Genomic DNA, 23,312 nt, shown 5'->3' with positions numbered 1-23,312 from the left:
AGGGCAAAAAACTTTTAAAATATTCGGTCAGAAATAGGCAGCTATGGGCAAATCACTTGTAATTGTAGAGTCTCCAGCAAAGGCAAAAACAATTAATAAATACTTAGGTAACGATTTCATCGTAAAGTCCAGTGTTGGGCATGTGCGTGATCTACCAACTTCAGGTTCAGGCAAAACGAAAACTGCAGCGACGAAAACGCCTGCTGAAGTTCGAAAAATGTCACCAGAAGAAAAAGCTGCCTACAAAAAGCAACGCGATTATAAAAATCTTGTTGCCCGCATGGGTATTGATCCTGAAAAAGGCTGGGAGCCACATTACGAAGTCTTACCCGGCAAAGAGAAAGTTGTTCAAGAATTAAAAAAACTTGCTGAAAATGCAGATAAAATCTATCTCGCAACCGATTTGGATAGAGAAGGGGAAGCCATTGCATGGCACCTCGAACAGATTATTGGTGGCGAGCCTGAAAAATATAAGCGAGTTGTTTTTAACGAAATTACGAAAAATGCTATTCAACAGGCATTCGAAACACCGGGCGAACTAAACACTGATATGGTGTATGCGCAGCAAGCACGTCGTTTCCTTGACCGTGTTGTAGGTTTTATGGTGTCGCCGCTATTATGGGCAAAAGTTGCTCGTGGCTTATCAGCTGGTCGTGTTCAATCTGTCGCGGTGCGTCTACTCGTTGAGCGCGAACGTGAGATTAAAGCATTCATTCCTGAAGAGTTTTGGGATGTCCACGCTGATGTAAAAAATACTGAAGCAGCTTTAAGGTTAGAAGTTACCAAACACGCTGACAAGCCTTTTAAGCCAGTTAATGAAGAGCAGGCGATGTCTGCCGTTAGTCAACTTGAAAAAGCTGACTACAAGGTCATTAGTGTTGAAGAAAAGCCAAGCAAGAGTAAACCGAGTGCACCATTTATTACTTCAACCATGCAACAGGCAGCAAGTACGCGCCTAGGTTATGGTGTTAAGAAGACGATGATGTTGGCTCAACGCTTGTATGAAGCTGGCCACATTACTTACATGCGTACCGACTCAACTAACTTATCGAAAGATGCCGTTGAAATGTGTCGTGATTACGTGACTGAGCAATTTGGTGAAAAGTATTTACCTAAAGCACCTATCAGCTATAGTTCTAAAGGCAATGCACAAGAGGCGCACGAAGCGATTCGTCCTTCGAGTGTCACTGTGTTATCTGGTCATTTAGATGGTGTTGAGGCCGATGCTAAAAAGTTATATGAACTAATTTGGCGTCAGTTTGTTGCTTGCCAAATGGTCCCTGCAGAATACGATTTAACAACTTTAACGGTTGGCGCGGGTGATTATCAATTAAAAGCAAAAGGCCGTGTGCTTCGCTTTGACGGTTGGACAAAAGTTCAGCCAGCTGTTCGTAAGAAAAACGAAGAAGATCAGTCACTGCCTGCAGTTAAAGAAGGTGATGTACTCACGCTAGTAGAGTTAGACCCTAAACAACATTTTACAAAGCCACCAGCGCGCTTTAGTGAAGCAAGCTTAGTTAAAGAATTAGAAAAGCGTGGTATCGGTCGTCCTTCTACGTATGCATCTATCATCTCAACAATTCAAGACCGTGGTTATGTGCGTGTTGAGAACCGTCGTTTCTTCGCTGAAAAAATGGGTGAGATTGTTACGGACCGGTTAGTTGAAAACTTCGAAGATCTAATGAACTTTGATTTTACCGCTAAGATGGAAGGTCGTCTGGATGATATCGCAGAAGGTGAACGTGTCTGGACACAAGTACTAGATAAGTTTTATGCGGATTTTTCAACCCAGCTTGAAGTTGCCTCAGGTGATGAAGAGCACGGCGGTATGCGCCAAAATCAAATGGTTGAAACCGACATCGATTGTCCAACCTGTGGTCGCAAGATGGGTATCCGAACTGCATCAACCGGTGTGTTCTTAGGCTGTACGGGTTACAACCTGCCACCAAAAGAGCGTTGCACAACAACTATGAACTTGGTACCAGGCGATGAAGCAATTGCTGCAGATGTTGAAGACGTCGAAACAGAATCACTGATGCAAATGAAGCGTTGTCCAATCTGTGAAACGGCAATGGATTCATACTTAATCGATGAAACACGCAAATTACATGTATGTGGTAACAACCCTGCGTGTAAAGGATATGTCGTTGAGCAAGGTACCTTTAAAATTAAAGGTTACGACGGCCCCATTATCGAATGTGATAAATGTGGTTCAGATATGCAGTTAAAATCAGGTCGTTTTGGTAAGTACTTTGGCTGTAGTAATGAAGAGTGTAAAAATACTCGTAAATTACTTAAAAATGGTGAAGCTGCACCGCCGAAGGAAGATCCGGTTCATTTACCAGAGCTAGAGTGTGAAAAATCAGAAGCTTATTTTGTACTGCGTGATGGTGCATCGGGTATTTTCTTAGCTGCAAATACCTTCCCTAAATCACGTGAAACGCGTGCGCCTAAAGTTGAAGAGTTAAAACGCTTCAGAGACCGAATTTCTGAAAAGTTTTACTATCTTGCCGATGCGCCGGCACAAGACCCTGATGGCAATCCTTCAATTGTACGTTACAGCCGTAAAAATAAAGAGCAGTATGTAATGAGTGAAGTAGATGGCAAAGCCACAGGCTGGACTGCTCACTACCAAAATGGAAAATGGGTAGAAGAGAGTAAAAAGAAAGCGCCTAAGAAAAAAGCGGCGACTAAAAAGTAAGTTTACATCTATTTAGATCATAAAAAGGGATTGCTGTTGCAATCCTTTTTTTTGTTCTTTTATGACATTTGCTAATGTCGTTTTTTACCAATCTCTGCTTTTAATCAGTTGCTATCCTGTCTCCATTATTAAGATAGGAGATTTATAATGCAAACTCGTTTATCCCAACAGCAGGTATATTCACTTAACCCAGGACTTGTTGAACATTTAACTGGACTGAGCACACTACCAGAAGATTCAAAAATAACTAGTAGGATTGTAGATCTAGTAAGACTCAGAGTGTCGCAAATAAATGGCTGTGGATTTTGTCAGCATATGCACTCAGCAGAGTTAAGACGCCATGGAGAGCATCAGCAACGATTAGATGTATTGGCTGCTTGGCGTGAAGTTCCAGTGTTCTCAGAGGAAGAAGTTTCAGCATTAGCCTGGGCAGAAGCATTAACAAATATCATTGATAAGCATGTTGAAGACAATGTGTACAACCAAGTGTCTTTAATATTTACTGAAAAAGATGTCGTGGCACTGACGGCAATTGTGTTAGAGATTAATAGTTGGAACCGTATCGTTAAAGCGTTTCACTTTATCCCTGAGTTAACGGAGTAGAGAATAATCATGAAGTTTACACTCGCACCTAGGGTTAATGCGTTGGTAAATATATTATCAGCATGCGCCTTTTTCTTTGGTAGTACCTTATTTTTACCTGCATTTATAGAATATGCCACATTGGGGGTGGTGTTATTCATGATAGGTTCGTTATTATTTTTATTAAGTGCATTCGCTGATTATTACAGCCATTAATAACAAAAAACCGGAGCGCACATCTTTGTGTCATTCCGGTTTTCCATATTCTAAGCTGGCGTAAAATTAGATTTGTACGTCTTTTACTTTTTTATAGCCTTCAGCTTCAAGCTCATCGTTCACACACTTTAATACGTATGGCTTTAATTCTTCGTTGCTGATGTCATCATCTTTTGCCCAGTTTAAACACATTTCGGTGTATTCTTTGATCATTTCAGCTGATGCTTCTGGTGCTTCATTAGCGATTGCATTCGTTGCTGACACGCTTAAAACAGGTGCCAAAATTAGTGCTAGCAATGCTTTTTTCATTTAATTATTCCTAATCAACAAAAGTAATTATTACCGGCTCAATTGCACAGTAATGGTGCGCAATGTGTATCTCACTTTGCTTGAGTGAATTTATAAACTAAATTTCAAAAAAAGATAACGAAATTTTTTTATCGTAAAGATAAGCAAAAAATAACCACTCTTTTTACCTCTAAGGCTAGCAATGGTGAGGCTAATACACGTATTATCGCGCTAATTTTAAAAAGAAAAGTGAATTAAGTTATGTCTGAACAAGTGACTCATTCAAAAATAAAGAAAGTACCAAGCAAGCTAGAACACGTTGTTGAGAGTTTTATTTTTCGCTCGCGTTGGTTATTAGCGCCATTCTTTATTGGCTTATTAGTCGCTGTGGTATTACTGCTGCTAAAGTTCTTTAAATACTTATACAGTATGGCCTTAAATACTTTCACTGCGTCAAACCAAGAGCTTTTGGTGGGCATTTTGACTTTAGTTGACACTGCGCTACTAGCAGGGCTTTTGCTTATTATCATTTTCAGTGGTTACGAAAACTTTGTTTCAAAGTTAAATATAGAAAATCACGAAGATCGACCTGTTTGGATGGGTAAGGTTGGTTTCTCGGGTCTTAAGATGAAATTGATCAGTGCAATTGTTGCTATATCGGCTGTCGAGCTTTTAAAAGTGTTTATCAGCTCAAACAATCATTCCACAGATGAGTTACTCTGGAAGGTGTTAATTCATGTTACTTTTGTGGTGTCGGGGGTGTTATTTGCGCTAACGGATTACATAAATAGTAAAACCATGAACCATTGATAGCAATCTTCCATAAAAAAGCCCTGCAATAGCAGGGCTTGGTTTTTAACAACTGATTCTTAATTCAGGGTTGCGTAAAAGCAACCGAACCCGGGCAGAGTGACTGTATTATTGTTTAATTCAGCTGTGTGATGAGAGATCTCAGTATGCTGTGAAGACACAGAGTCAGAGATTGTCAGTTCACTACTTTGCGCAGCCAAGTTAAATGCACAAAGCATTTTAGTGTCGTTAAGCGTTCGATAAAAAGCAAGCACAGGCTCTTGCGTATCTATAAATTCAATATCGCCTTCTAAGAGAACGTTTTTATCTTTACGCCATGCCATAAATTCACGGTAGGCATTCAAAATCGAATCTTTATCTTGATCTTGCGTATTTACCGCAACTGATTTGTGCGCATCGCCCACAGGTAACCAAGGTTTTACTGATGAGAAGCCAGCTTGCTCTGCATCCGTTGCATCCCAAGGCATCGGTGTACGACAACCGTCACGGCCTTTAAAGTTTGGCCAGAATGTGATGCCATATGGGTCTTGTAGGTCTTCAAAAGCGACTTCAGCTTCACCTAGGCCAAGCTCTTCACCTTGGTACATACATACGCTGCCACGTAAAGAGGCTAGTAGGGCTGTTAGCATCTTACATTGTTGTGGCTCAATCGTATCGCCTTTACTCCAGCGACTAGCAACGCGTTCTACGTCGTGATTGCTAAAAGCCCAGCACGGCCAGCCTTCAGTCATGCGCTGCTCTAGGGTGCTTACAGTTGTACGAATATACTCAGCGCTATAGTCATTGGTAAGCAGCTCAAAGCTATAACCCATATGGAGTTTGTCACCACCTGATGTGTACTCAGCCATGGTTGCAAGTGAATCTTCAGATGAGATTTCGCCTAATGCAACTGTGCCAGGGTATTTGTTTAATAGGGCACGAATGTCTTGCATAAAACTCAGGTTCTCAGGTTGCGTATTATTGTAGTAGTGATACTGGAACGCATATGGGTTGTCTTCGCTAAAGCCACGGCCTTGACGCTTCTCTGGTGGCTTAGCAGGGTTATCCCGTAATTGAGCATCGTGATAGCAAAAGTTAATGGCATCTAAGCGGAAACCATCAACACCTTTCTTAAGCCAAAACTCAACATTGTCTAATACCGCTTTACGTACTTCAGGATTATGGAAGTTTAAATCTGGCTGCTCAGCAAAGAAGTTATGTAAGTAATATTGACCACGACGCGGTTCCCACTGCCATGCAGGGCCACCAAAAATAGATAACCAGTTATTTGGTTGTGTACCGTCCGGCTTTGCATCAGCCCATACATACCAATCAGCTTTGTCGTTAGTTTTATCTTCACGGCTATCTAGGAACCATTGATGTTGATCTGAGGTATGGCTCAATACCTGATCTATAATGATTTTAATATCACGTTGGTGCGCTTGTGCAATGAGTTCATCAAAATCATCAAGGTTACCAAACAATGGGTCGATATCACGGTAGTCACTGATGTCATAACCAAAGTCTTTCATTGGCGATTTAAAGAAAGGTGAAACCCAAATAGCATCAACACCTAGGCTTTTAATGTAATCAATGCGATCAATGATACCTTTGATATCACCAATGCCATCGCCATTGGTGTCTTGGAAACTGCGCGGGTAAACTTGATAAATAACCGCACCTTTATACCACTGCTTTTGAGCCATGTTTTTCTCCATCGTGACACTCAGTGTATGTAAACTGTTAGGCAACCGTTAATGCAATATGTTGCCGGAATGTCAAAAGCATACGTGAAGGGTGAGATACTGTAAAAACTCTGCATACGTATGCACGCCAAATTCATCTATGTGCTCAGTAAAATTCATTAACTTGATTTAAAAGTAAACAACTCGAATATCAATTAATAAAACTTACCAATTAGATATTCCTTCTCTTATCAACAAATGAAAACTCCAGCTTGGTGCATAAAATAGCTGGATTACACCAGAATGGTGCACCATCACAATTGGTAAGACCAATTATCATTGGTGCAGGTCTGTTCCTAATATAATTGCGTCATGTCGCTATTTAAGCGAGATAAATGGCTTAGTATCCATTTCTGTAACCAAATTAGGTTCTTAAATATAGCAAAAATGTTTCATTACTATTAACTAAGACGTAAAAATCATTAAACACTTTAAATTCAGTGGCTTGAAGGTTGGTTTTGTAAAAATGTTGTTAATTTTTGTGAGGGTGAGCTACGCTGAATACGTATGCATAAATTTGTTAAGAAAATAATCAGAGCGTTAATATTCAATTCGACAACAAAATCAGTCAGCGAATTTCAGCTATTATGTTAATGAATAACTGCAACACGTTGGCATTACAATTTGGGTAATGGGAAAACATCATGTCTATGTTCAAACCAAGTATATTAACTCTGGCTTTAACAGCCGCAGGTTTAAATAGCTTTGTAGCGTATGCTGCAGAAGAAGACCAAAAAGCGAAAAACGATAACGTTGAAGTTATCGAAGTTAAAGGTTTTCGTGGCAGTGTTGTAGAATCTATTAATACTAAACGCTTCACTCCTGAAGTTGTTGAGTCAATCTCTGCAGAAGATATCGGTAAATTACCTGATTCATCAATTGCAGAATCAATCGCACGCCTTCCTGGTTTAACAGCACAACGCCTAGACGGTCGAGCTAGCCGTGTAAGTGTTCGTGGTTTCAGTGAAAACGAAAGTGCAACGACATTCAACGGTCGTGAGCAAGTATCAATCGGTGACAACCGTGGTGTAGAATTTGACCTTTATCCATCAGAAATTATGAGTGGCGTAACGGTATACAAAACACCAAGTGCAGGTATTGAAGCTGAAGGTATTGCTGGTGTAATCGACATGCAAACTGTGAAACCTTTAAGTAAAGGTGAACAAGTTATCATGTTCAACGGTCAATATGAGCAAACAGGTTTTGATAAATTAAATCCAGACGGTGACGACCAAGGTTTCCGCGGTACGTTCTCATACATTGACCAATTTGCTGATGACACAATCGGTGTTGCATTTGCATACAACACGATGAGCTCACCAAACCAAGAAAAACGTTGGAACTCGTGGGGTTATCCTGAGTTTACGGGTGAAGATGGCAATACATACTCAATTTTAGGTGGTGCTAAGCCATTTGTACGTTCATCGACTCTTGAGCGTGATACAGCAATGCTTGTAATTGAAGCTGCGCCGACTGATCGCTTAAACATGACATTTGATGCCTTATATGTAGATTTCTCAGATGAAAAAATCCTACGTGGTATAGAAGTTCCATTCGCATGGGGCCAAGGTTCAATCGACCCAAGTTCAGCAGTTGTTGACGCTGACACTGGTTTCATTACTAGTGCAATAACAGAAGGCCAACGTGTTGTTGTTCGTAATGACTACGAAGAGCGTAATGCTGAGCTTACTCAGTTTGGTTTTAATGCAAAATATGACATTAGCGATGATTGGTCAGTAGAATTTGACGTAAGCCGTTCTGAGGTTGAACGTCAAATTTGGAGTATCGAAAGCTACTCAGGTACAGGTCGAGGTGACGCGAATGGTGTTGCTGATACAATCGGCTATGAGTTTGACGGTGGTAACACTGGCGCACAATTCAGCCACAACCTTGATTACAGTGACTACGACTTAATTCAACTTGGTGGCCCATTATCTTGGGGTGCAAGTGCTGCACTTAATGACAAGTATGGTTTAACAGGTACTGAGTATCAAAATACAGCGCAAGATGGCTTTATTAATGCGCCAGAAATTAATGATGAACTAAGCACATTAAAACTTGCTGCAAGCAAAGTACTTGATAATGCTTACATCAGCCGAGTGTCATTTGGTATGTCATACCGTGACCGTGAAAAGAGTAAGTTGTCGGAAGGTTACTTCATGACATTAAAAGACTTCTCTTTATCAAACCCTGGCATGGTATCAATCCCGGAGCAATACCGCTTAGGTACAGCGAGTCTTGATTTCATCGGCATGGGTAACATGGTTGCTTATGATACCAATGGTTTAGTAAATGATGGTTATTATAACCTTCTTCAAGAAAGCCTTACTGATTCAAAGCACAAAACACAATCTTGGACTGTACAAGAAGAAGTAACAGCATTCTTTGCTCAAGCTGATATCAATGCTGAGCTGGGTTCAATCCCTGTAACAGGTAATATTGGTGTTCGTTATGTGAAAACTGAACAGTCTTCACAGGGTTTTGCTGCAAACACTGTTGATGGTTTAGTTGTTGTATCAGAGACCGATGTAAGCCATGACTACAGCCACTTCTTACCAAGCATCAATTTATCGTTTGCAATTGATGAAGAGCAAACTGTACGCTTCGGCGCAGCGAAAACGATTTCTCGTGCTCGCTTAGACGAAATGAACTCATCAGTTAATGCATCTTATAATCAACAACCAGATGAAAACGGTAACTACTGGAGTGTATCTGGTGGTAACCCAGAGCTTGAGCCTAAAGAAGCAACTGGTTTTGATTTAAGCTACGAAAATTACTTCCATGAAGAAGGTTATTTCGCTGCAGCTGTATTCTACAAAGATATCACTCAGTGGATTTTCGATGGTACTTATGAAATTGATATGAGTGGTGTAGCTGACCCGTCTACTGGTGAAATCCCTGCGACTTCAACTGGTACTGGTTCTGGTAAAGTAAATGGTGGTTCTGGTGACCTTTGGGGTTATGAGCTTTCATTAACACTACCGTTCACAATGTTCAGCGAATCTTTAGACGGTTTTGGCCTAATCGCAAGCCATACAGGTGTTGAGCAAGACTTAACTGACCAAAATGGTAACGACTATGAGCTACCTGGCCTATCTGATCAAATCGATAGCTTAACAGTTTACTTTGAGCGTAATGGTTTCCAAGCGCGTACCAGCATGCGTAAGCGTAGCGACTTTAAAGGTGACGTATACGGTTTAGGTTTTGCTACTACACAAGTTGATATTAAAGGCGAAACAATTTGGGATGCTCAAATTGGTTACGACTTCAGCGAAGGTGGTGTAGAGAGCCTTGACGGTTTATCTGTCACCTTCCAAGTGCAAAACATCACTGAAGAGCCGTTTACATCACTACAAGGTGATAACTCACTTCAAGTACGTGATTACCAAGACTACGGTCGTACATTCCTGTTAGGCTTCAGCTATAAGCTGTAATTAGCTAAAACAGCGATAGAAAATTGCCCTTGTGATTTGTTTTACAAGGGCTTTTTTATATCAGTGAGCTACACTCAATGAATTGAATTTGGCGTTAGGTGTACTATGGAATCAAAAAAAATTACAAAGGTAGTGATTGCCGGTGGTGGTACCGCTGGTTGGATAACCGCTGCGTTACTTAATAAAGTGCTTGGGAAAGTGCTTGATATCACGCTTATTGAATCAGCAGAGATCGGCACTGTCGGTGTAGGCGAAGCGAGCATTCCACCTATCTTGCATCTAAATGGTGCGCTTGGCATTTCTGAAAAAGAATTTATAAAGGCCACTGGCGCAACGATTAAACTAGGTATCGAGTTTGAAAATTGGCGCAGCCAAGGCCATAGCTATATGCATGCCTTTGGTGAGATAGGTAAAGACTTTCCGTTTTGTGAGTTTTATCATTTTTGGCTAAAAGCAAATCAAACACAAAACGCGCCTGATTTTTGGGATTTCTCACTTAATTACCAAGCTGCAAAAGCACATAAATTTTCCCACCTTAGTCATATTCCTAATACCCAATTAGCAGGCTTACATTATGCTTATCACTTTGATGCCACACGATATGGCGAGTTCTTAAAAGAATTAGCGCAATCACGGGGCGTAAAACGTATCGAAGGCAAAATTGAATCGATTAATCAATGCCATCAAAGCGGATATATTTCTTCTTTGCTGATGCAAAATGGCAAGCAAATAGATGGCGACTTATTTATTGATTGCACAGGCCTGCGTGCCTTATTGATAGAACAAACACTCAATACAGGTTTTGAAGATTGGTCACACTGGCTACCTTGTGATAGTGCTGTTGCAGTGCAAAGTGAATCCGCTACGGATGCAATTCCTTATACACGGTCAATTGCAAAAGACTCTGGTTGGCAATGGCAAATTCCATTACAGCATCGTGTAGGAAACGGCCTTGTATATTCGTCTCGTTTCTTATCTGATGAATCAGCTAAACAACAGCTTCTGGACAACTTACCAGCTAAGCCATTGACAGAGCCACGTATTATTAAATTTAAAACAGGGCGTCGTTTAAAGCAGTGGCATAAAAATGTGGTATCGGTTGGCTTATCGAGTGGTTTTTTAGAGCCTTTAGAATCGACCAGTATTCATTTAATTCAAAGTGCAGCCATTCGTTTAATTAAGTTTTTTCCTCATCAAGGTATTAAGCAAAGCTTAGTTGATGAATTTAATAAACAAAGTAAAACAGAATTTGAGCGAATTCGTGACTTTATTATCCTTCATTACAAGCTAACTGAACGTGATGACACTGCATTTTGGCGTTTTTGTAAAGGCATGGATATTCCAAGCAGCCTCAAAAATAAAATTGAGCTATTTAAATCCAGCGGCAAGCTCGTAAGAGAAGACGAAGAGCTATTTGCTGAAGTTGCTTGGCAGCAAGTCATGATAGGGCAAGGTCTTATTGCAGACGATCATCATCCATTAACTGATGCCTTATCTGATGAGCAGTTAAATGAGTTATTTAGTAATTTAAAAACGTTGATTAATAACACCGTAGAGCAGCTACCGAGTCACAGTCAATTTTTAGAAAAAGTACAAAATTAATTATGAAAAAAACACAGACATTTTTAGCGTTAACGACCGCATTTACACTTTTTAACTCGACAGCGAGTTTTGCACTTACCGCTTCACCAGAAAATTGGTGGGTTGGAATGCAAAACGATTCTTTGCAAGTAATGCTTTACGATAACAATATTGCTAACAAAGCGTGGCAAATGATGCCTTACAAGGGCGTTGAGTTTAAAGGGGTGACAACAACAAATAACCCTAACTACGCTTTTTTAGATTTAAACATCAGCGATAATACAAAGCCGGGAAAACTGATTTTTAAAGCTGAAGATGGCACAACCTTTACTTACCCATTAAATGCTCGAGATAAGCAAAGTGCCAACCGCGATGGCTTTACAAACAAAGATACGCTGTATTTAATCAATCCTGATCGCTTTGTAAATGGTGACCCAAGTAACGACAGCGTTGCAGGTATGCAGGAGGCTGCAAATCCGAGCTTCAAAGGAGGTCGTCATGGGGGTGATATTCAAGGTGTTATTAATAGCTTAGATTATCTTGAGGACTTAGGTGTAACGCAACTTTGGTTAACACCTGTGCTTGAAAATGACATGCCAAGTTATTCTTATCATGGTTATGCCATTACTGACTTCTACAAGGTTGATCCGCGTATGGGCAGTAATGCACTTTACAAAACCTTATCCGCAGAAGCGAAAGAGCATGGCATCGGCTTAGTGATGGACATGGTACTTAACCACTTTGGTTCATCGCATCAGTGGATGGCTGACATGCCAACAGCAGATTGGGTTAACTTTGATGGCAAGTTTGAAAACGGTAAAAATGCCACAAGCCACGCCAGACAAACAATTCAAGACCCTCATGCCAGCCAATACGATAAACGTCAATTTAATGATGGGTGGTTTGTTGAGTCGATGCCTGATTTAAATCAGCGCCAGCCGTTACTCTCAACTTATTTGATTCAAAATGCCATTTGGTGGATTGAATACGCCAACTTAAGCGGCATTCGTGTTGATACCTATTCATACTCAGATAAAGCGTTTTTAGCCGATTGGACTAAAGCGATTATGACCGAGTATCCAAACTTTAATATTGTTGGCGAAGAGTGGACAACCAACCCGGCAATTGCATCTTATTGGCAGCGCGGCAAAGTCAATCAAGATGGATATACCTCTGATTTACCAAGTGTGATGGACTTTTCATTACAAGAGGCGTTGATCCAAGCACTTAACGAAGAAGAAAGCTGGAATACAGGTTGGATAAAAGTGTATCAATCGCTGGCGAATGACTTTTTATATGCTGATACAGATAACATTTTAGTGTTTGCTGATAACCATGACATGAGCCGTGTTTACACTGAGCTTGGTCAAGACCTTGCAAAAACTAAATTAGCCATGACGCTGCTGTTAACAACTCGCGGTATTCCACAAATCTATTACGGTACAGAGCTTTTGCTTGATAACACGCCAAGTAATGACCACGGTGATATTCGCATTGACTTCCCTGGTGGGTTTACGGGTCAAAAAACAAATGCATTCACAGGCAAAGGCCTTTCAACTGATCAGCAAGAGATGTTAAGTACTATTAAAAAACTGCTTAAGCTGCGCCAAGAAAAACCAGCGCTAAGTGAAGGTCGTTTAATGCATTTTTCACCAAAGCAAGGCGTTTACAGCTATGTGAGAGAGCATAATGGCCAAACTGTATTGGTCGTTCTTAACAAAAACCAACAAGCTATTGATTGGGATTTAAGCTACATGCAAGAAGTGCTGAAAGGCAATAATAAAGGACGAGATTTAATCAGCAAAAAACGCGTTGAACTTGCAGCGCCAATCCGCTTAAAAGCTATGCAAGCACGCTTAATCGAGCTTGAATAATTGCAACTAATAGGCTGAATACGTATGCATTTACTGTCCGTATGCAGCCCTTAACATTAGTATTAACTGATATTTACAGAAAAATGAAGTAATGATGACAACATACAAACTAACTGCGTTAGTAGTGGCTTCGGTTTTAGGTTTAACTGCCTGTGGTAACGATGCGCCAGTACAGCAGAACACGCAAAAGCAGCAATCAGAATCGAGCCAAGCAGCTATCTCTAAGCCTGTGGTTTATCAAGTATTCACTCGATTATTTGGTAATACAAATACCACCAATAAACCGTGGGGTACATTAGAAGAAAATGGGGTAGGTAAATTCGCTGATTTTAATGATGCTGCATTACAAGGCATTAAAGAGCTAGGTACAACACATGTTTGGTACACAGGTGTACCGCGTCATGCTTTAGTAACTGACTATACCGAATACGGTTTGTCACAAGATGACCCCGATGTTGTAAAAGGCCGTGCAGGCTCACCTTATGCAGTGAAAGACTATTACGATGTTAATCCTGATTTAGCAATTAACCCTGAGCGCCGCTTAGAAGAGTTCGAAGAGCTAATCAATCGCACTCATGAGCACGGTATGAAAGTTGTTATTGATATTGTGCCAAACCACGTAGCGCGTAACTATGAGTCGGTCGCAAAGCCTGAAGGTGTTAAAGATTTTGGTGCTGAAGATGACACGACGAAAACTTATGCTCGCGATAATAACTTTTACTATGTAACAGGGCAGTCATTTCAAGTTCCTACCAGCGATAGCTACCAAGTGTTAGGTGGTAACCCCCATCCTCTAGCAGATAATCAGTTTGCTGAAACACCGGCAAAATGGACGGGTAATGGGGCACGTGCCGCTAAACCTGACATCAATGATTGGTACGAAACAGTTAAAATTAATTACGGCGTGAAACCAGATGGCAGCTACGATTTCCCGACGCTACCTGCTGATTACGCTGATAAAGATTACCGTGCGCACTACGCATTTTGGCAAGATAAAGAGCTACCAAATAGCTGGTATAAATTCCGCGATATCGCGCTTTATTGGTTAGATAAAGGTGTCGATGGTTTTCGTTATGATATGGCAGAGATGGTGCCTGTTGAGTTCTGGAGCTTTTTAAATTCATCAATCAAGATGCAAAAAAGCGATGCCTTTATTTTGGCTGAGGTTTATAACCCAACGCTTTACCGCCCATATATCCAGCAAGGTAAGATGGATTACCTTTACGACAAAGTCGGTTTTTACGACACAGTTAAAGCTGTGATGCAAGGCAAGCAATCAGCGGATACTATTTTCGATATCCAAAGCCAAGTGGCTGATATTGAAGAGCACATGCTGCACTTTTTAGAAAACCATGATGAGCAACGTATTGCTAGCCCAGATTTCGCGGGCAGCAGTGAAAAAGGTAAGCCGGCTATGGTGGTTTCTACATTAATGTCGCGTTCGCCAACATTACTTTATTTTGGTCAAGCTGTCGGTGAAGATGGCTCTGAAGATGGTGGCTTTGGCGACCCAACCCGCACAAGTATCTTCGATTACATGGGTGTACCTGCGCATCAAGCGTGGATGAATAATGGTAAATTCGATGGTGGTGCGCTTTCAAAGCAGCAAGCAGATCTACGCGCTTACTACACTAAGTTAATGTCGTTAAACACGCTTCCTGCCATTGTTGGTGGTGACATGCAAGCGGTTGAATTGACGGGTTCAGAGCAAGTCATTGCCTTTACGCGTAAGCTTGGCCAACAACTGGTGCTTGTAGTAAGTAATTTTTCAGAGAACCCACAAAATGTTGAGCTTAACCTTAACCAAGCGTTGTTACCTAAGCTTAACCACAGTGATTTAACGTTAACTGATAACCTAGAAAATCATGCCGACATTGTGATTTCTGAGGCAACAACGAATGGGCCAATTCAATTACAAATGAATGGTTTAAGCAGTGCAGTATTTACTCTAAAGGCTGATTATGAATAATAACAAACCAACGCTAAGCTTTTGGCAAATATGGAATATGTGTTTTGGATTCTTAGGGATCCAATTTGGCTTTGCATTACAAAACGGTAATGTGAGCCGTATATTTCAAACCTTAGGTGCCAATGTTGATGACATTCCAATCCTTTGGGTTGCAGCGCCGCTTACAGGTCTTATTGTACAACCGATCATCGGTTATTGGAGCGATAAAACTTGGAATAAGTTAGGTCGCCGTCGTCCGTTCTTTTTTTATGGGGCTATTCTAACAACGTTATCGTTATTCATTATGCCTAACTCACCAAGCCTTTGGATTGCAGCGGGTATGCTATGGATCATGGATGCGTCAATTAACGTGACCATGGAGCCATTCCGTGCACTTGTTAGTGATAACCTGCCTAAAAAGCAACGTGCAACTGGTTATGCAATGCAAAGCTTCTTCATTGGTATCGGTGCGGTTGTCGCGTCGGCATTACCTTGGATGATGACTAACTGGTTCGATATTGCCAATACAGCACCAGCTGGACAAATCCCAGATTCTGTAAAATTTTCGTTTTATTTTGGTGCAGTAGTTTTAATTATTGCAGTGTTTTGGACTGTGTTTACCACTAAAGAATATTCCCCAGAAGAGCTAGAAAGTTTTCATGAGCAAGAGCAAAGCAATGACTCGAGCGATGTTCAAAGCGATGTGAATTTTAACAAAGGGGCAGCAATTTTTACGGTTCTTGGCCTTGTCGTTCTTGGAATTGTTACAGGTCTATCTCTTGAAAAAGAGCTTTATTTGCTTGCTGGTGGTTTGATTAGTTTTGGTGTTATTCAATTTATAGCCGGTGCTCTAAAAGCTAAAAATGCAACCAGTGGTGGCTTTTATCAAGTTGTGAATGATGTATTCACTATGCCAGAAACAATGAAACAATTGGCTTGGGTACAATTTTTTAGCTGGTTCTCATTGTTTGCAATGTGGATTTATACCACCTCGGCGGTAACAAGTTTCCACTATGGCAGCAGTGATACAAGCTCACTTGCATACAACAATGGTGCGGATTGGGTTGGTGTGTTATTTGCCGCTTACAATGGCTTTGCTGCCATTGCAGCACTGTGTATTCCGATTGTCGTTAAAAAAGTGGGACTAAAAATGGCCCATGCTATCAACCTAGTGTTAGGTGCATTAGGGCTGGTCAGCTTTATTGTTATTAAAGATCCAAGTTTACTGATCTGGCCAATGATTGGGGTCGGTTTTGCTTGGGCGTCAATTCTCTCTTTACCATACGCAATGTTAAGTACCTCAGTACCAAGTAAGAAAATGGGTGTGTACATGGGTATCTTTAACTTCTTTATTGTTATCCCGCAGCTTTTAGCGGCAAGCGTATTAGGCCTAATTTTACGCCACCTTTTTGATAATCAACCGATTTATGCGTTAGTGCTAGGTGCAGTGTCATTCGTACTAGCAGCGGTCGCCGTACTGCGCGTTAAGCAACAATAATAAGGACACACAATGAAAAAATTTAATCTAATTACAGCAAGCTTTTTAGCATTAGGTTTAACAGCTTGTAGTTCAGAACAATCAGCAAATCTAGCGGTAGACCAAGTTTCTGCACCGGGTGCACCGGGTGTTGAGCCTTTTTGGGCATACTCTGGTAAAACAGGTATTGGTACCTCTTATGAGCAATACCAAGACGGTCACTATAGCGACGCAGCTGCTACCGGCAAAGTATCAAAAGTTTGGTTTTCAATTGCTAAAGGCATGATCACAGAAACCATGTTTGGTTTAATTCACCAAGCACAAATCAAAGATATGCAATTTGTTGTCGTTGGTAAAGATTTTACCGTAACAGAGAACGATGATCTGGATGTAAGCATTGATTATTTATATAAAGATGACGCAGGTCGCCCATTATCGCTTGCGTACAAAGTAGTAAGTAAAGACAAGCAAGGTCGTTTCACCCTAGAAAAACATATCTTTACAGATCCTAACGGGCAAACACTGTTTGTTCGTAGTGTATTTAATACAGACCTTGAAGATGTGAAAGCCTACGTTAATGTGAACCCTTATATCGATAACAATGGCTTAGATGATTTTGCAAAAGTGACTGACAAGGGTCTAGTTGCTTGGCAAGATGATAACTTTTTATCTTTACAAGCCGCTCAACCATTCAAACAAGCAAGCGTTGGCTTTACGGGTGTAAGTGATGGCTTAAAAGAGTTGAGAGCATCGCAATCATTACCAACTACTTACCAAAATACCGGTGATAAGTCGGGTAATGTAAGCTTACTTGCAGAGCTGGGCGAAGTATCAAAAAACACCACCTTTGATTTAGCTTTAAGCTTTGGTAAATCTGAAGCTGCAAGCCTAAAAGAAGGTCAAGCAAGTTTAAACCAAGGCTATCAAAAAGTGCTTGCTGCATATAACGGTGAAGGTGCTGCCATTGGTTGGCAAGACTACTTAACAAGCCTTGAACCTTTGAGCACATTAACTAACAGCACTACTGATAATGGTAAGCTGCTCTATACCAGTGCTATGGTGTTAAAAGCGCAAGAAGATAAAACTCATGCAGGTGCTTTAATTGCGTCACTTTCTAACCCTTGGGGTGAAACGGTTTCGGCTAAAACAGGTTCTACCGGTTATAAAGCGGTTTGGGTTCGTGATTTCTATCAAGTTGCAATGGCATTTATGGCCATGGGTGATGCACGTACTGCTAAAACGGCGTTTGAGTATCTAGAAAAAGTACAAGTAACAGATAACACACCAGGCAATGGTGGTGACACTGGCTGGTTCTTACAAAAGACACATGTTGATGGTGAACTTGAGTGGGTAGGTGTACAGCTTGACCAAACAGCAATGCCAATTATGTTAGCTTGGAAACTTCATCAAGCAGGCGTACTTAGCGATCAAGAGCTGACAGATTGGTATGGCAAAATGTTAAAACCAGCTGCTGATTTCTTGGTTGATGGTGGCCTTGCCAAAATTCTTTGGAACGACACGCAAATTACACCTCCAGCAACGCAACAAGAGCGCTGGGAAGAACAAAATGGTTTTTCTCCATCAACAACAGCTGCGGTTGTTGCAGGTCTAGTGACAGCTGCTGATATTGCTAAAAAAGCAGGTGACACTAAAAATGCAGAGCGTTACCTAGCAACGGCTAAAACCTACAACAGTGAAATTGAAAGCACGATGTTTACGACCCAAGGTAACCTTAAGTCTGAAAACAGCGATGGTGAATATTTCATTCGTATCGGTCAAGACAAAGATCCAAACTCATCAACTACACTTAACGCCAATAACGGTCGTGAAGGCTTTGACAAAAAGCAAATCCTTGATGGTGGTTTCTTAGAGCTTGTACGCTATGGTGTACGTGATGCACTTGCTCCGAGCATTGTAAAAACATTACCAGAGTATGATGACGAAACTTTAGTTGATAACCTTCAAGTACGCTATACCTTTAACTTTGCTGATGGTTCGGGCTCATTCCCAGGCTACCGCCGCTATGGTAACGATGGTTACGGTGAAGACCAAATGACAGGTAACAACTACGCTGAAGGTGGTAACAACACCCCTGGTCAACGTGGGCGTGTATGGCCGTTTTTCACAGGTGAGCGTGGTCACTATGAAATCGCTGCGGCAAACGCAACCAATAGCCCAGATGCAATGAAGCAACAAGCGATTAAAGACACCTACGTAAAAGGAATGGAAGCTTTTGCCAATGAAGGCATGATGTTACCTGAACAAGTTTGGGATGGCGTAGGTAACAATAAAGCTGGTTATCAGCTAGGTGAGGGCACAAACTCGGCAACACCGCTTGCTTGGACTCATGCTGAATACATCAAGTTACTTCGTTCAGTGAGCGATAAACAAGTATGGGATCATTACCCAGTTGTTGAAGATGCATTGAAGTAATGGAATTTAAAAAATACCGCCGATTAATCTCGGCGGTTTTTTTTGTATTGCACTTTTTTACAATTTAAGTATGTTTTCCTTACATGGGTACGTTAAGATGGCTTATCTTTAGCTCAGTAAACAAGAGCCATTTATATTTGGCGTAATTTGTAGCTGATCAATAAATTCAGGGAAGGTGCAAATATGTTCAGGTTTTTATCTACTTTGTTGAGTGTTGGCTTATTGTGTTCATGTGCAATAAATACAAACGTGGGTGAGTATGTGCTTGGTGATGTTGAAACATCAGTACGAGGCCACAATGTTGAAGTATTTACCGATCGCCAATTAGTGAGTCACAGAGCAACATTTCTTGGCCAAGTTTCGAGCTATTATTGCCAATTAGAAAGTGATATGCATTTACCACAAGCTGGTCCGTTTGATGATATTGATGGTTCTAGAGGTAAACTCCAAGAAACCCTTAAAAGTAAAGTACAGCAAAGGGGGGGCAACGCGATTGTCTATGGGCAGTGTTATATCAGTGCTCATGCAGATACCGATTGCCAAAAAGCGCTTAGTTGTGAAGGGTTTGCGTACCAAGTTGAATATTGAAAATTTTTACTATTGCAATCTAGTTTCTTGAGGTCAGAACTTTGGCTAATTATCTTAATGTTATGCTAGGTTTGTTCTTACTTTTTCATGTTTCTAATACGAGTAGTGCTGAACTAAAACCCTTCACTACAGATGGTTGCAGCTCTTTTCCTGATGGAACAATAGAACATAAAAACTTATGGTTAGCTTGCTGCACTGCCCATGATCTCGCTTATTGGCAAGGTGGAACCTTTAAACAACGTGAGCAAGCTGATATAGATTTAAAAGAGTGTGTTGCAAAAGTAGGTGAGCAAGAAGTTGCGGTATTGATGCTTGCTGGTGTCAGAGTAGGTGGTACACCTTTTTTACCTACCAGTTTTCGTTGGGGCTATGGCTGGCCGTACCCTAAGTTTTATGGTGAACTAACCGAGCAAGAGCGTTTGCAAGTTGAAAATCGTTTGTCTGAATTTAATACAAATCAAAGTAAATAACTCATTATTATCTAAACTCTTTACAGGTTTTTGATGCATCATTGATTATCGATGCTTCAGCGCTTTTGGCAAAATGTGATGATATATATAGCCCTAATTGGTGGTCTGGCATTTTAATACGTGTAACGCCATCAAAGTGGTGAGGCTCGATATCTTTTGCTATCACTGAAGGAAGGGCTGTAATAGCAGCTCTGTTCTTACCTACAAAATCAACGGCTTGTTGCCATGTACTGACTTGGTGTTCATGACTTAGAAATTCATTTTCATTAATTCCTAAATATTTAAGCATTAAGGTACGTGCCCCGGTGCCGCGTTTATACACGATACCATGCAAGTTAGCCTGCCTGCGTAAATTCTCGATACTCAAATCTGGGTCAGTACTGTGGCTAATCAGCTCATATCCAACCTGATAAATTGTCGCTGAGCGGGTCGCAAATTGATCCCTCGTTGGCAACAATAAAAGTGGCATAGCAATATCTACTTCATTGTTTTTCAGCATTTTGATAAGTCGTGCTTGCGGTACAGTGATTACGTCGTAGTTGCTATCAAGTTGATTGATCACACAGCTATAGGCTGATTTTAATTCACCCTGAAATTGTTTACGTGAGTACTTTAACGACTCGCCATTTTCACTTGATACACCAATTGTTATTTTTGCAAAGCAAGAATAACAACAAAGCATTGCAAGTAGGATAAGAACGGCAGTAATAGAGCTTTTTAAATCCATTTAACTTACTGGTAGAGTGAAATTTCGGCTAAATTTACCAGTTTAAAAACAACGGGACAAGGTGGAGCTATGTGGTGGAGTGAATACAAAAAATGTTAGCGTTTTATTGAGAAATAAACTAATTCTTTTATTAAACATAAAGTTGAAGCTGTAAGTTGGTTACTTACAGCTCTAGATACTTGTCTATAAGCCCGCTTTTTTCGCGCGAGCAGCGTGTAGCTTTTTGTAACTTTCGATTAAACGAAGGTGTCTATCTAAACCTTCAAGCTTCATGCTGGTTTCTGTCAAGCCATAAAACATCACATCGCCATTAATTGAGCCAACTACAGCATCCATGGTTTCTTGACCAAACATACGAGTGAAGCTGTGAATGTAATCTTCAATCTCAAGGTCATCGCTTAGTGCTACTTCTAACGTTGCGTGCATTGCCTGGTAGAATAGGCCACGTTCAACAATGGTATTGTCGTTATATTGTAAGAAAGCTTCAACAAGCTCCATTGCTGCTTCTAAATCACCAAGTGCTAAGTAAATAAGTAGTTTAAGCTCAAGAATCGTTAACTGACCCCACACTGTGTTTTCATCAAACTCAATGCCGATTAAGGTGATGATATCAATGTAGTTATCTAGTTCACTTTGTTCTAGGCGTTCAACTAAATCGGCAAGTTGATCTTCTGATAAACGGTGTAGGTTTAAGATATCTTCGCGGAAGTTCAGTGCTTTATTGGTATTGTCCCAGATTAAGTCTTCTACAGGATAAACTTCTGAGTAATCGGGCACCAAAATGCGGCAAGCAGTACCAAGGTCAGAGAACTCAGCAATGTAAGCTTCTTTACCTAAGCTTTCTAAAATTCCGAATAAGCTCGCTGTTTCTTCCTCATTGCTGCCAGAGAAATCCCATTCAACAAAATCATAATCGTGTTTAGCGCTGAAGAAACGCCATGAGATCACGCCCGTTGAGTCAATAAAGTGCTCTACAAAGTTTTCAGGCTCAGAAACCGCCATGCTATTGAACGTTGGCTTAGGTACATCGTTTAAGCCTTCAAAGCTTCTGCCTTGTAATAACTCAGTTAAACTGCGCTCTAACGCAACTTCAAAGCTTGGGTGCGCACCAAAAGAGGCAAATACCCCTCCTGTTTTAGGGTTCATGAGTGTTACGCACATCACTGGGAACTGACCACCTAGCGAGGCATCTTTTACTACAACAGGGAAACCTTGTTCTTCAAGACCATTAATACCCGCAACAATACCTGGATATTTATTTAATACTTCCTGTGGTACGTCTGGTAAAACAATTTCTTGTTCAATGATTTGACGCTTAACGGCACGCTCGAAAATTTCAGATAAACATTGTACTTTTGCCTCGGCAAAATTGTTACCTGCGCTCATACCATTACTTAAGAATAAGTTTTCGATCAGGTTTGAAGGAAAGTAAACAGTTTCACCGTCTGAATGGCGAACATAAGGAATAGAGCAAATACCACGATCTTTATTACCAGAGTTGGTATCGATTAGGTGTGAGCCACAAAGTTCACCATCTGGATTATAAATTTCACGGGTGTAATTATCTAAAATACCCTCTGGTAGCGAGTCATCGTCAGTTAGTGCAAACCACTTTTCATTTGGGTAATGAACAAACTCGCTATTGGCAATGTCTTCGCCTAAGAACTGGTCGTTATAGAAGAAGTTACAGTTTAAGCGCTCAATAAACTCACCTAAAGCAGAACATAGCGCGCTTTCTTTAGTTGCACCTTTACCATTGGTAAAACACATTGGCGACGCAGCGTCACGGATATGTAAAGACCACACATTTGGCACAATATTACGCCAAGAAGAGATTTCGATTTTCATCCCTAACTCTTCAAGGATGGTCGTCATATTTGCGATGGTTTCTTCAAGCGGTAAATCTTTACCTAAAATAAACGTGTTGCTGTCATCACCTGGTTTTGCCATCAGCATTGCTTGCGCATCAGCTTCAATGCTTTCAACAGTATCGATTTTAAATTCAGGGCCGGTTTGAATAACACGTTTTACTGTACAGCGTTCAACAGAGCGTAAAATACCCGTGCGGTCTTTCTCAGAAAGGCTTTCTGGTAATTCAACCTGAATTTGGAAAATTTGGTTATAGCGGTCTTCTGGGTCAACGATATTGTTTTGTGCAACACGAATACCATCTGTCGGGATATCGCGTGAATTACAATACACTTTAATAAAGTAAGCCGCACACAATGCAGATGAAGCTAAGAAGTAATCGAATGGACTTGGTGCAGTGCCATCACCCTTATAGCGTATAGGTTGGTCTGCAATGACAGAGAAATCATCAAACTTAGCTTCAAGCCTGAGGTTGTCGAGAAAATTAACTTTAATTTCCATTAAAAAATTCCACCTTTGTGCGCGTTGCTATCTAAGCTTTGTGTGCCAGATAAGCGTTTTCATCATAATAGGTGTAATTATCTGCTTTT

At 40.8% G+C, this 23,312-nt stretch carries 16 protein-coding genes; 12 read left to right on the top strand and 4 right to left on the bottom strand.

What is annotated here, in order from left to right; translation table 11 throughout:
* The first annotated feature begins 43 nt into the window (after positions 1-43).
* The 3 genes from topA (at position 44) to QUE86_RS00690 (ending at position 3,499) form a co-directional block, all read left to right on the top strand.
* Entirely contained in the window at positions 44-2,701 is a 2,658-nt protein-coding gene (gene topA, locus QUE86_RS00700) for a type I DNA topoisomerase (RefSeq protein ID WP_286258618.1), read from the top strand.
* 147 nt (positions 2,702-2,848) lie between these two features.
* On the top strand, positions 2,849-3,304 hold the full coding sequence (locus QUE86_RS00695; RefSeq protein WP_130051334.1) for a carboxymuconolactone decarboxylase family protein: 456 nt from the start codon (positions 2,849-2,851) through the stop codon (positions 3,302-3,304).
* Positions 3,305-3,313: 9 nt separating this feature from the next.
* A complete protein-coding gene (locus QUE86_RS00690; protein ID WP_130051335.1) occupies positions 3,314-3,499 on the top strand; it encodes a YrhK family protein in 186 nt (61 codons plus the stop codon).
* A gap of 66 nt (positions 3,500-3,565) precedes the next feature.
* On the opposite strand, the gene QUE86_RS00685 is transcribed toward QUE86_RS00690, so the two are convergent.
* Positions 3,566-3,808 carry a hypothetical protein gene (locus QUE86_RS00685; RefSeq protein WP_054551458.1) on the bottom strand — a complete coding sequence of 81 codons (243 nt, stop codon included), beginning with the start codon at positions 3,806-3,808 and terminating at the stop codon, positions 3,566-3,568.
* A gap of 240 nt (positions 3,809-4,048) precedes the next feature.
* Between QUE86_RS00685 and QUE86_RS00680 the strand changes: the two genes are divergently transcribed.
* A complete protein-coding gene (locus QUE86_RS00680) occupies positions 4,049-4,597 on the top strand; it encodes a TIGR00645 family protein (RefSeq protein WP_130051336.1) in 549 nt (182 codons plus the stop codon).
* A gap of 59 nt (positions 4,598-4,656) precedes the next feature.
* Here the strand turns inward: QUE86_RS00680 and QUE86_RS00675 are convergent, their stop codons facing one another.
* Positions 4,657-6,282 (bottom strand): alpha-glucosidase family protein, encoded by a 1,626-nt coding sequence (locus tag QUE86_RS00675; RefSeq protein ID WP_167657842.1) that lies wholly within the window; start codon positions 6,280-6,282, stop codon positions 4,657-4,659.
* Between the two features lie 683 nt (positions 6,283-6,965).
* Here QUE86_RS00675 and QUE86_RS00670 point away from each other — a divergent pair.
* The 8 genes from QUE86_RS00670 to QUE86_RS00635 all read left to right on the top strand — a co-directional run bounded on the left by QUE86_RS00670 (position 6,966) and on the right by QUE86_RS00635 (position 20,126).
* Positions 6,966-9,755 (top strand): TonB-dependent receptor, encoded by a 2,790-nt coding sequence (locus tag QUE86_RS00670; protein ID WP_286258614.1) that lies wholly within the window; start codon positions 6,966-6,968, stop codon positions 9,753-9,755.
* Positions 9,756-9,860: 105 nt separating this feature from the next.
* Positions 9,861-11,357 carry a tryptophan halogenase family protein gene (locus tag QUE86_RS00665; RefSeq protein WP_167657843.1) on the top strand — a complete coding sequence of 499 codons (1,497 nt, stop codon included), beginning with the start codon at positions 9,861-9,863 and terminating at the stop codon, positions 11,355-11,357.
* Positions 11,358-11,359: 2 nt separating this feature from the next.
* On the top strand, positions 11,360-13,210 hold the full coding sequence (locus QUE86_RS00660; RefSeq protein WP_286258612.1) for a glycoside hydrolase family 13 protein: 1,851 nt from the start codon (positions 11,360-11,362) through the stop codon (positions 13,208-13,210).
* A 94-nt stretch (positions 13,211-13,304) separates the two neighbouring features.
* On the top strand, positions 13,305-15,179 hold the full coding sequence (locus QUE86_RS00655) for an alpha-amylase family glycosyl hydrolase (protein WP_434784483.1): 1,875 nt from the start codon (positions 13,305-13,307) through the stop codon (positions 15,177-15,179).
* Positions 15,172-16,656: an MFS transporter gene (locus QUE86_RS00650; protein WP_130051342.1), complete on the top strand. Its 1,485-nt coding sequence runs from the start codon at positions 15,172-15,174 to the stop codon at positions 16,654-16,656. The genes QUE86_RS00655 and QUE86_RS00650 overlap by 8 nt, the downstream gene beginning before the upstream one ends.
* 12 nt (positions 16,657-16,668) lie before the next feature.
* Positions 16,669-19,068, top strand: a complete 2,400-nt coding sequence (locus tag QUE86_RS00645; RefSeq protein WP_286258609.1) for a glucan 1,4-alpha-glucosidase — start codon at positions 16,669-16,671, stop codon at positions 19,066-19,068.
* 183 nt (positions 19,069-19,251) lie between these two features.
* Entirely contained in the window at positions 19,252-19,656 is a 405-nt protein-coding gene (locus QUE86_RS00640) for a hypothetical protein (protein ID WP_286258607.1), read from the top strand.
* 41 nt (positions 19,657-19,697) lie between these two features.
* Positions 19,698-20,126, top strand: a complete 429-nt coding sequence (locus tag QUE86_RS00635; protein ID WP_353506589.1) for a hypothetical protein — start codon at positions 19,698-19,700, stop codon at positions 20,124-20,126.
* Between the two features lie 7 nt (positions 20,127-20,133).
* Here the strand turns inward: QUE86_RS00635 and QUE86_RS00630 are convergent, their stop codons facing one another.
* Positions 20,134-20,853 (bottom strand): hypothetical protein, encoded by a 720-nt coding sequence (locus tag QUE86_RS00630; protein ID WP_286258605.1) that lies wholly within the window; start codon positions 20,851-20,853, stop codon positions 20,134-20,136.
* A gap of 183 nt (positions 20,854-21,036) precedes the next feature.
* The gene (locus tag QUE86_RS00625) at positions 21,037-23,223 is read right to left on the bottom strand and encodes an OsmC domain/YcaO domain-containing protein (RefSeq protein WP_178927037.1); all 2,187 of its coding nucleotides are present in this window, start codon (positions 23,221-23,223) and stop codon (positions 21,037-21,039) included.
* Between the last annotated feature and the right edge of the window lie 89 nt (positions 23,224-23,312).

Source organism: Pseudoalteromonas apostichopi (assembly GCF_030297135.1).
Taxonomy (GTDB): domain Bacteria; phylum Pseudomonadota; class Gammaproteobacteria; order Enterobacterales; family Alteromonadaceae; genus Pseudoalteromonas; species Pseudoalteromonas apostichopi.
Note: the sequence above shows the minus strand (reverse complement) of the source record. Positions and strands in the feature narration are given on the sequence as shown.

Bases quoted from the DNA above. Each gene is read 5' to 3' on its own strand.
- topA (WP_286258618.1), top strand. From the start codon at position 44: ATGGGCAAATCACTTGTAATTGTAGAGTCTCCAGCAAAGGCAAAAACA.
- QUE86_RS00695 (WP_130051334.1), top strand. From the start codon at position 2,849: ATGCAAACTCGTTTATCCCAACAGCAGGTATATTCACTTAACCCAGGA.
- QUE86_RS00690 (WP_130051335.1), top strand. From the start codon at position 3,314: ATGAAGTTTACACTCGCACCTAGGGTTAATGCGTTGGTAAATATATTA.
- QUE86_RS00685 (WP_054551458.1), bottom strand. From the start codon at position 3,808: ATGAAAAAAGCATTGCTAGCACTAATTTTGGCACCTGTTTTAAGCGTG.
- QUE86_RS00680 (WP_130051336.1), top strand. From the start codon at position 4,049: ATGTCTGAACAAGTGACTCATTCAAAAATAAAGAAAGTACCAAGCAAG.
- QUE86_RS00675 (WP_167657842.1), bottom strand. From the start codon at position 6,282: ATGGCTCAAAAGCAGTGGTATAAAGGTGCGGTTATTTATCAAGTTTAC.
- QUE86_RS00670 (WP_286258614.1), top strand. From the start codon at position 6,966: ATGTCTATGTTCAAACCAAGTATATTAACTCTGGCTTTAACAGCCGCA.
- QUE86_RS00665 (WP_167657843.1), top strand. From the start codon at position 9,861: ATGGAATCAAAAAAAATTACAAAGGTAGTGATTGCCGGTGGTGGTACC.
- QUE86_RS00660 (WP_286258612.1), top strand. From the start codon at position 11,360: ATGAAAAAAACACAGACATTTTTAGCGTTAACGACCGCATTTACACTT.
- QUE86_RS00655 (WP_434784483.1), top strand. From the start codon at position 13,305: ATGACAACATACAAACTAACTGCGTTAGTAGTGGCTTCGGTTTTAGGT.
- QUE86_RS00650 (WP_130051342.1), top strand. From the start codon at position 15,172: ATGAATAATAACAAACCAACGCTAAGCTTTTGGCAAATATGGAATATG.
- QUE86_RS00645 (WP_286258609.1), top strand. From the start codon at position 16,669: ATGAAAAAATTTAATCTAATTACAGCAAGCTTTTTAGCATTAGGTTTA.
- QUE86_RS00640 (WP_286258607.1), top strand. From the start codon at position 19,252: ATGTTCAGGTTTTTATCTACTTTGTTGAGTGTTGGCTTATTGTGTTCA.
- QUE86_RS00630 (WP_286258605.1), bottom strand. From the start codon at position 20,853: ATGGATTTAAAAAGCTCTATTACTGCCGTTCTTATCCTACTTGCAATG.
- QUE86_RS00625 (WP_178927037.1), bottom strand. From the start codon at position 23,223: ATGGAAATTAAAGTTAATTTTCTCGACAACCTCAGGCTTGAAGCTAAG.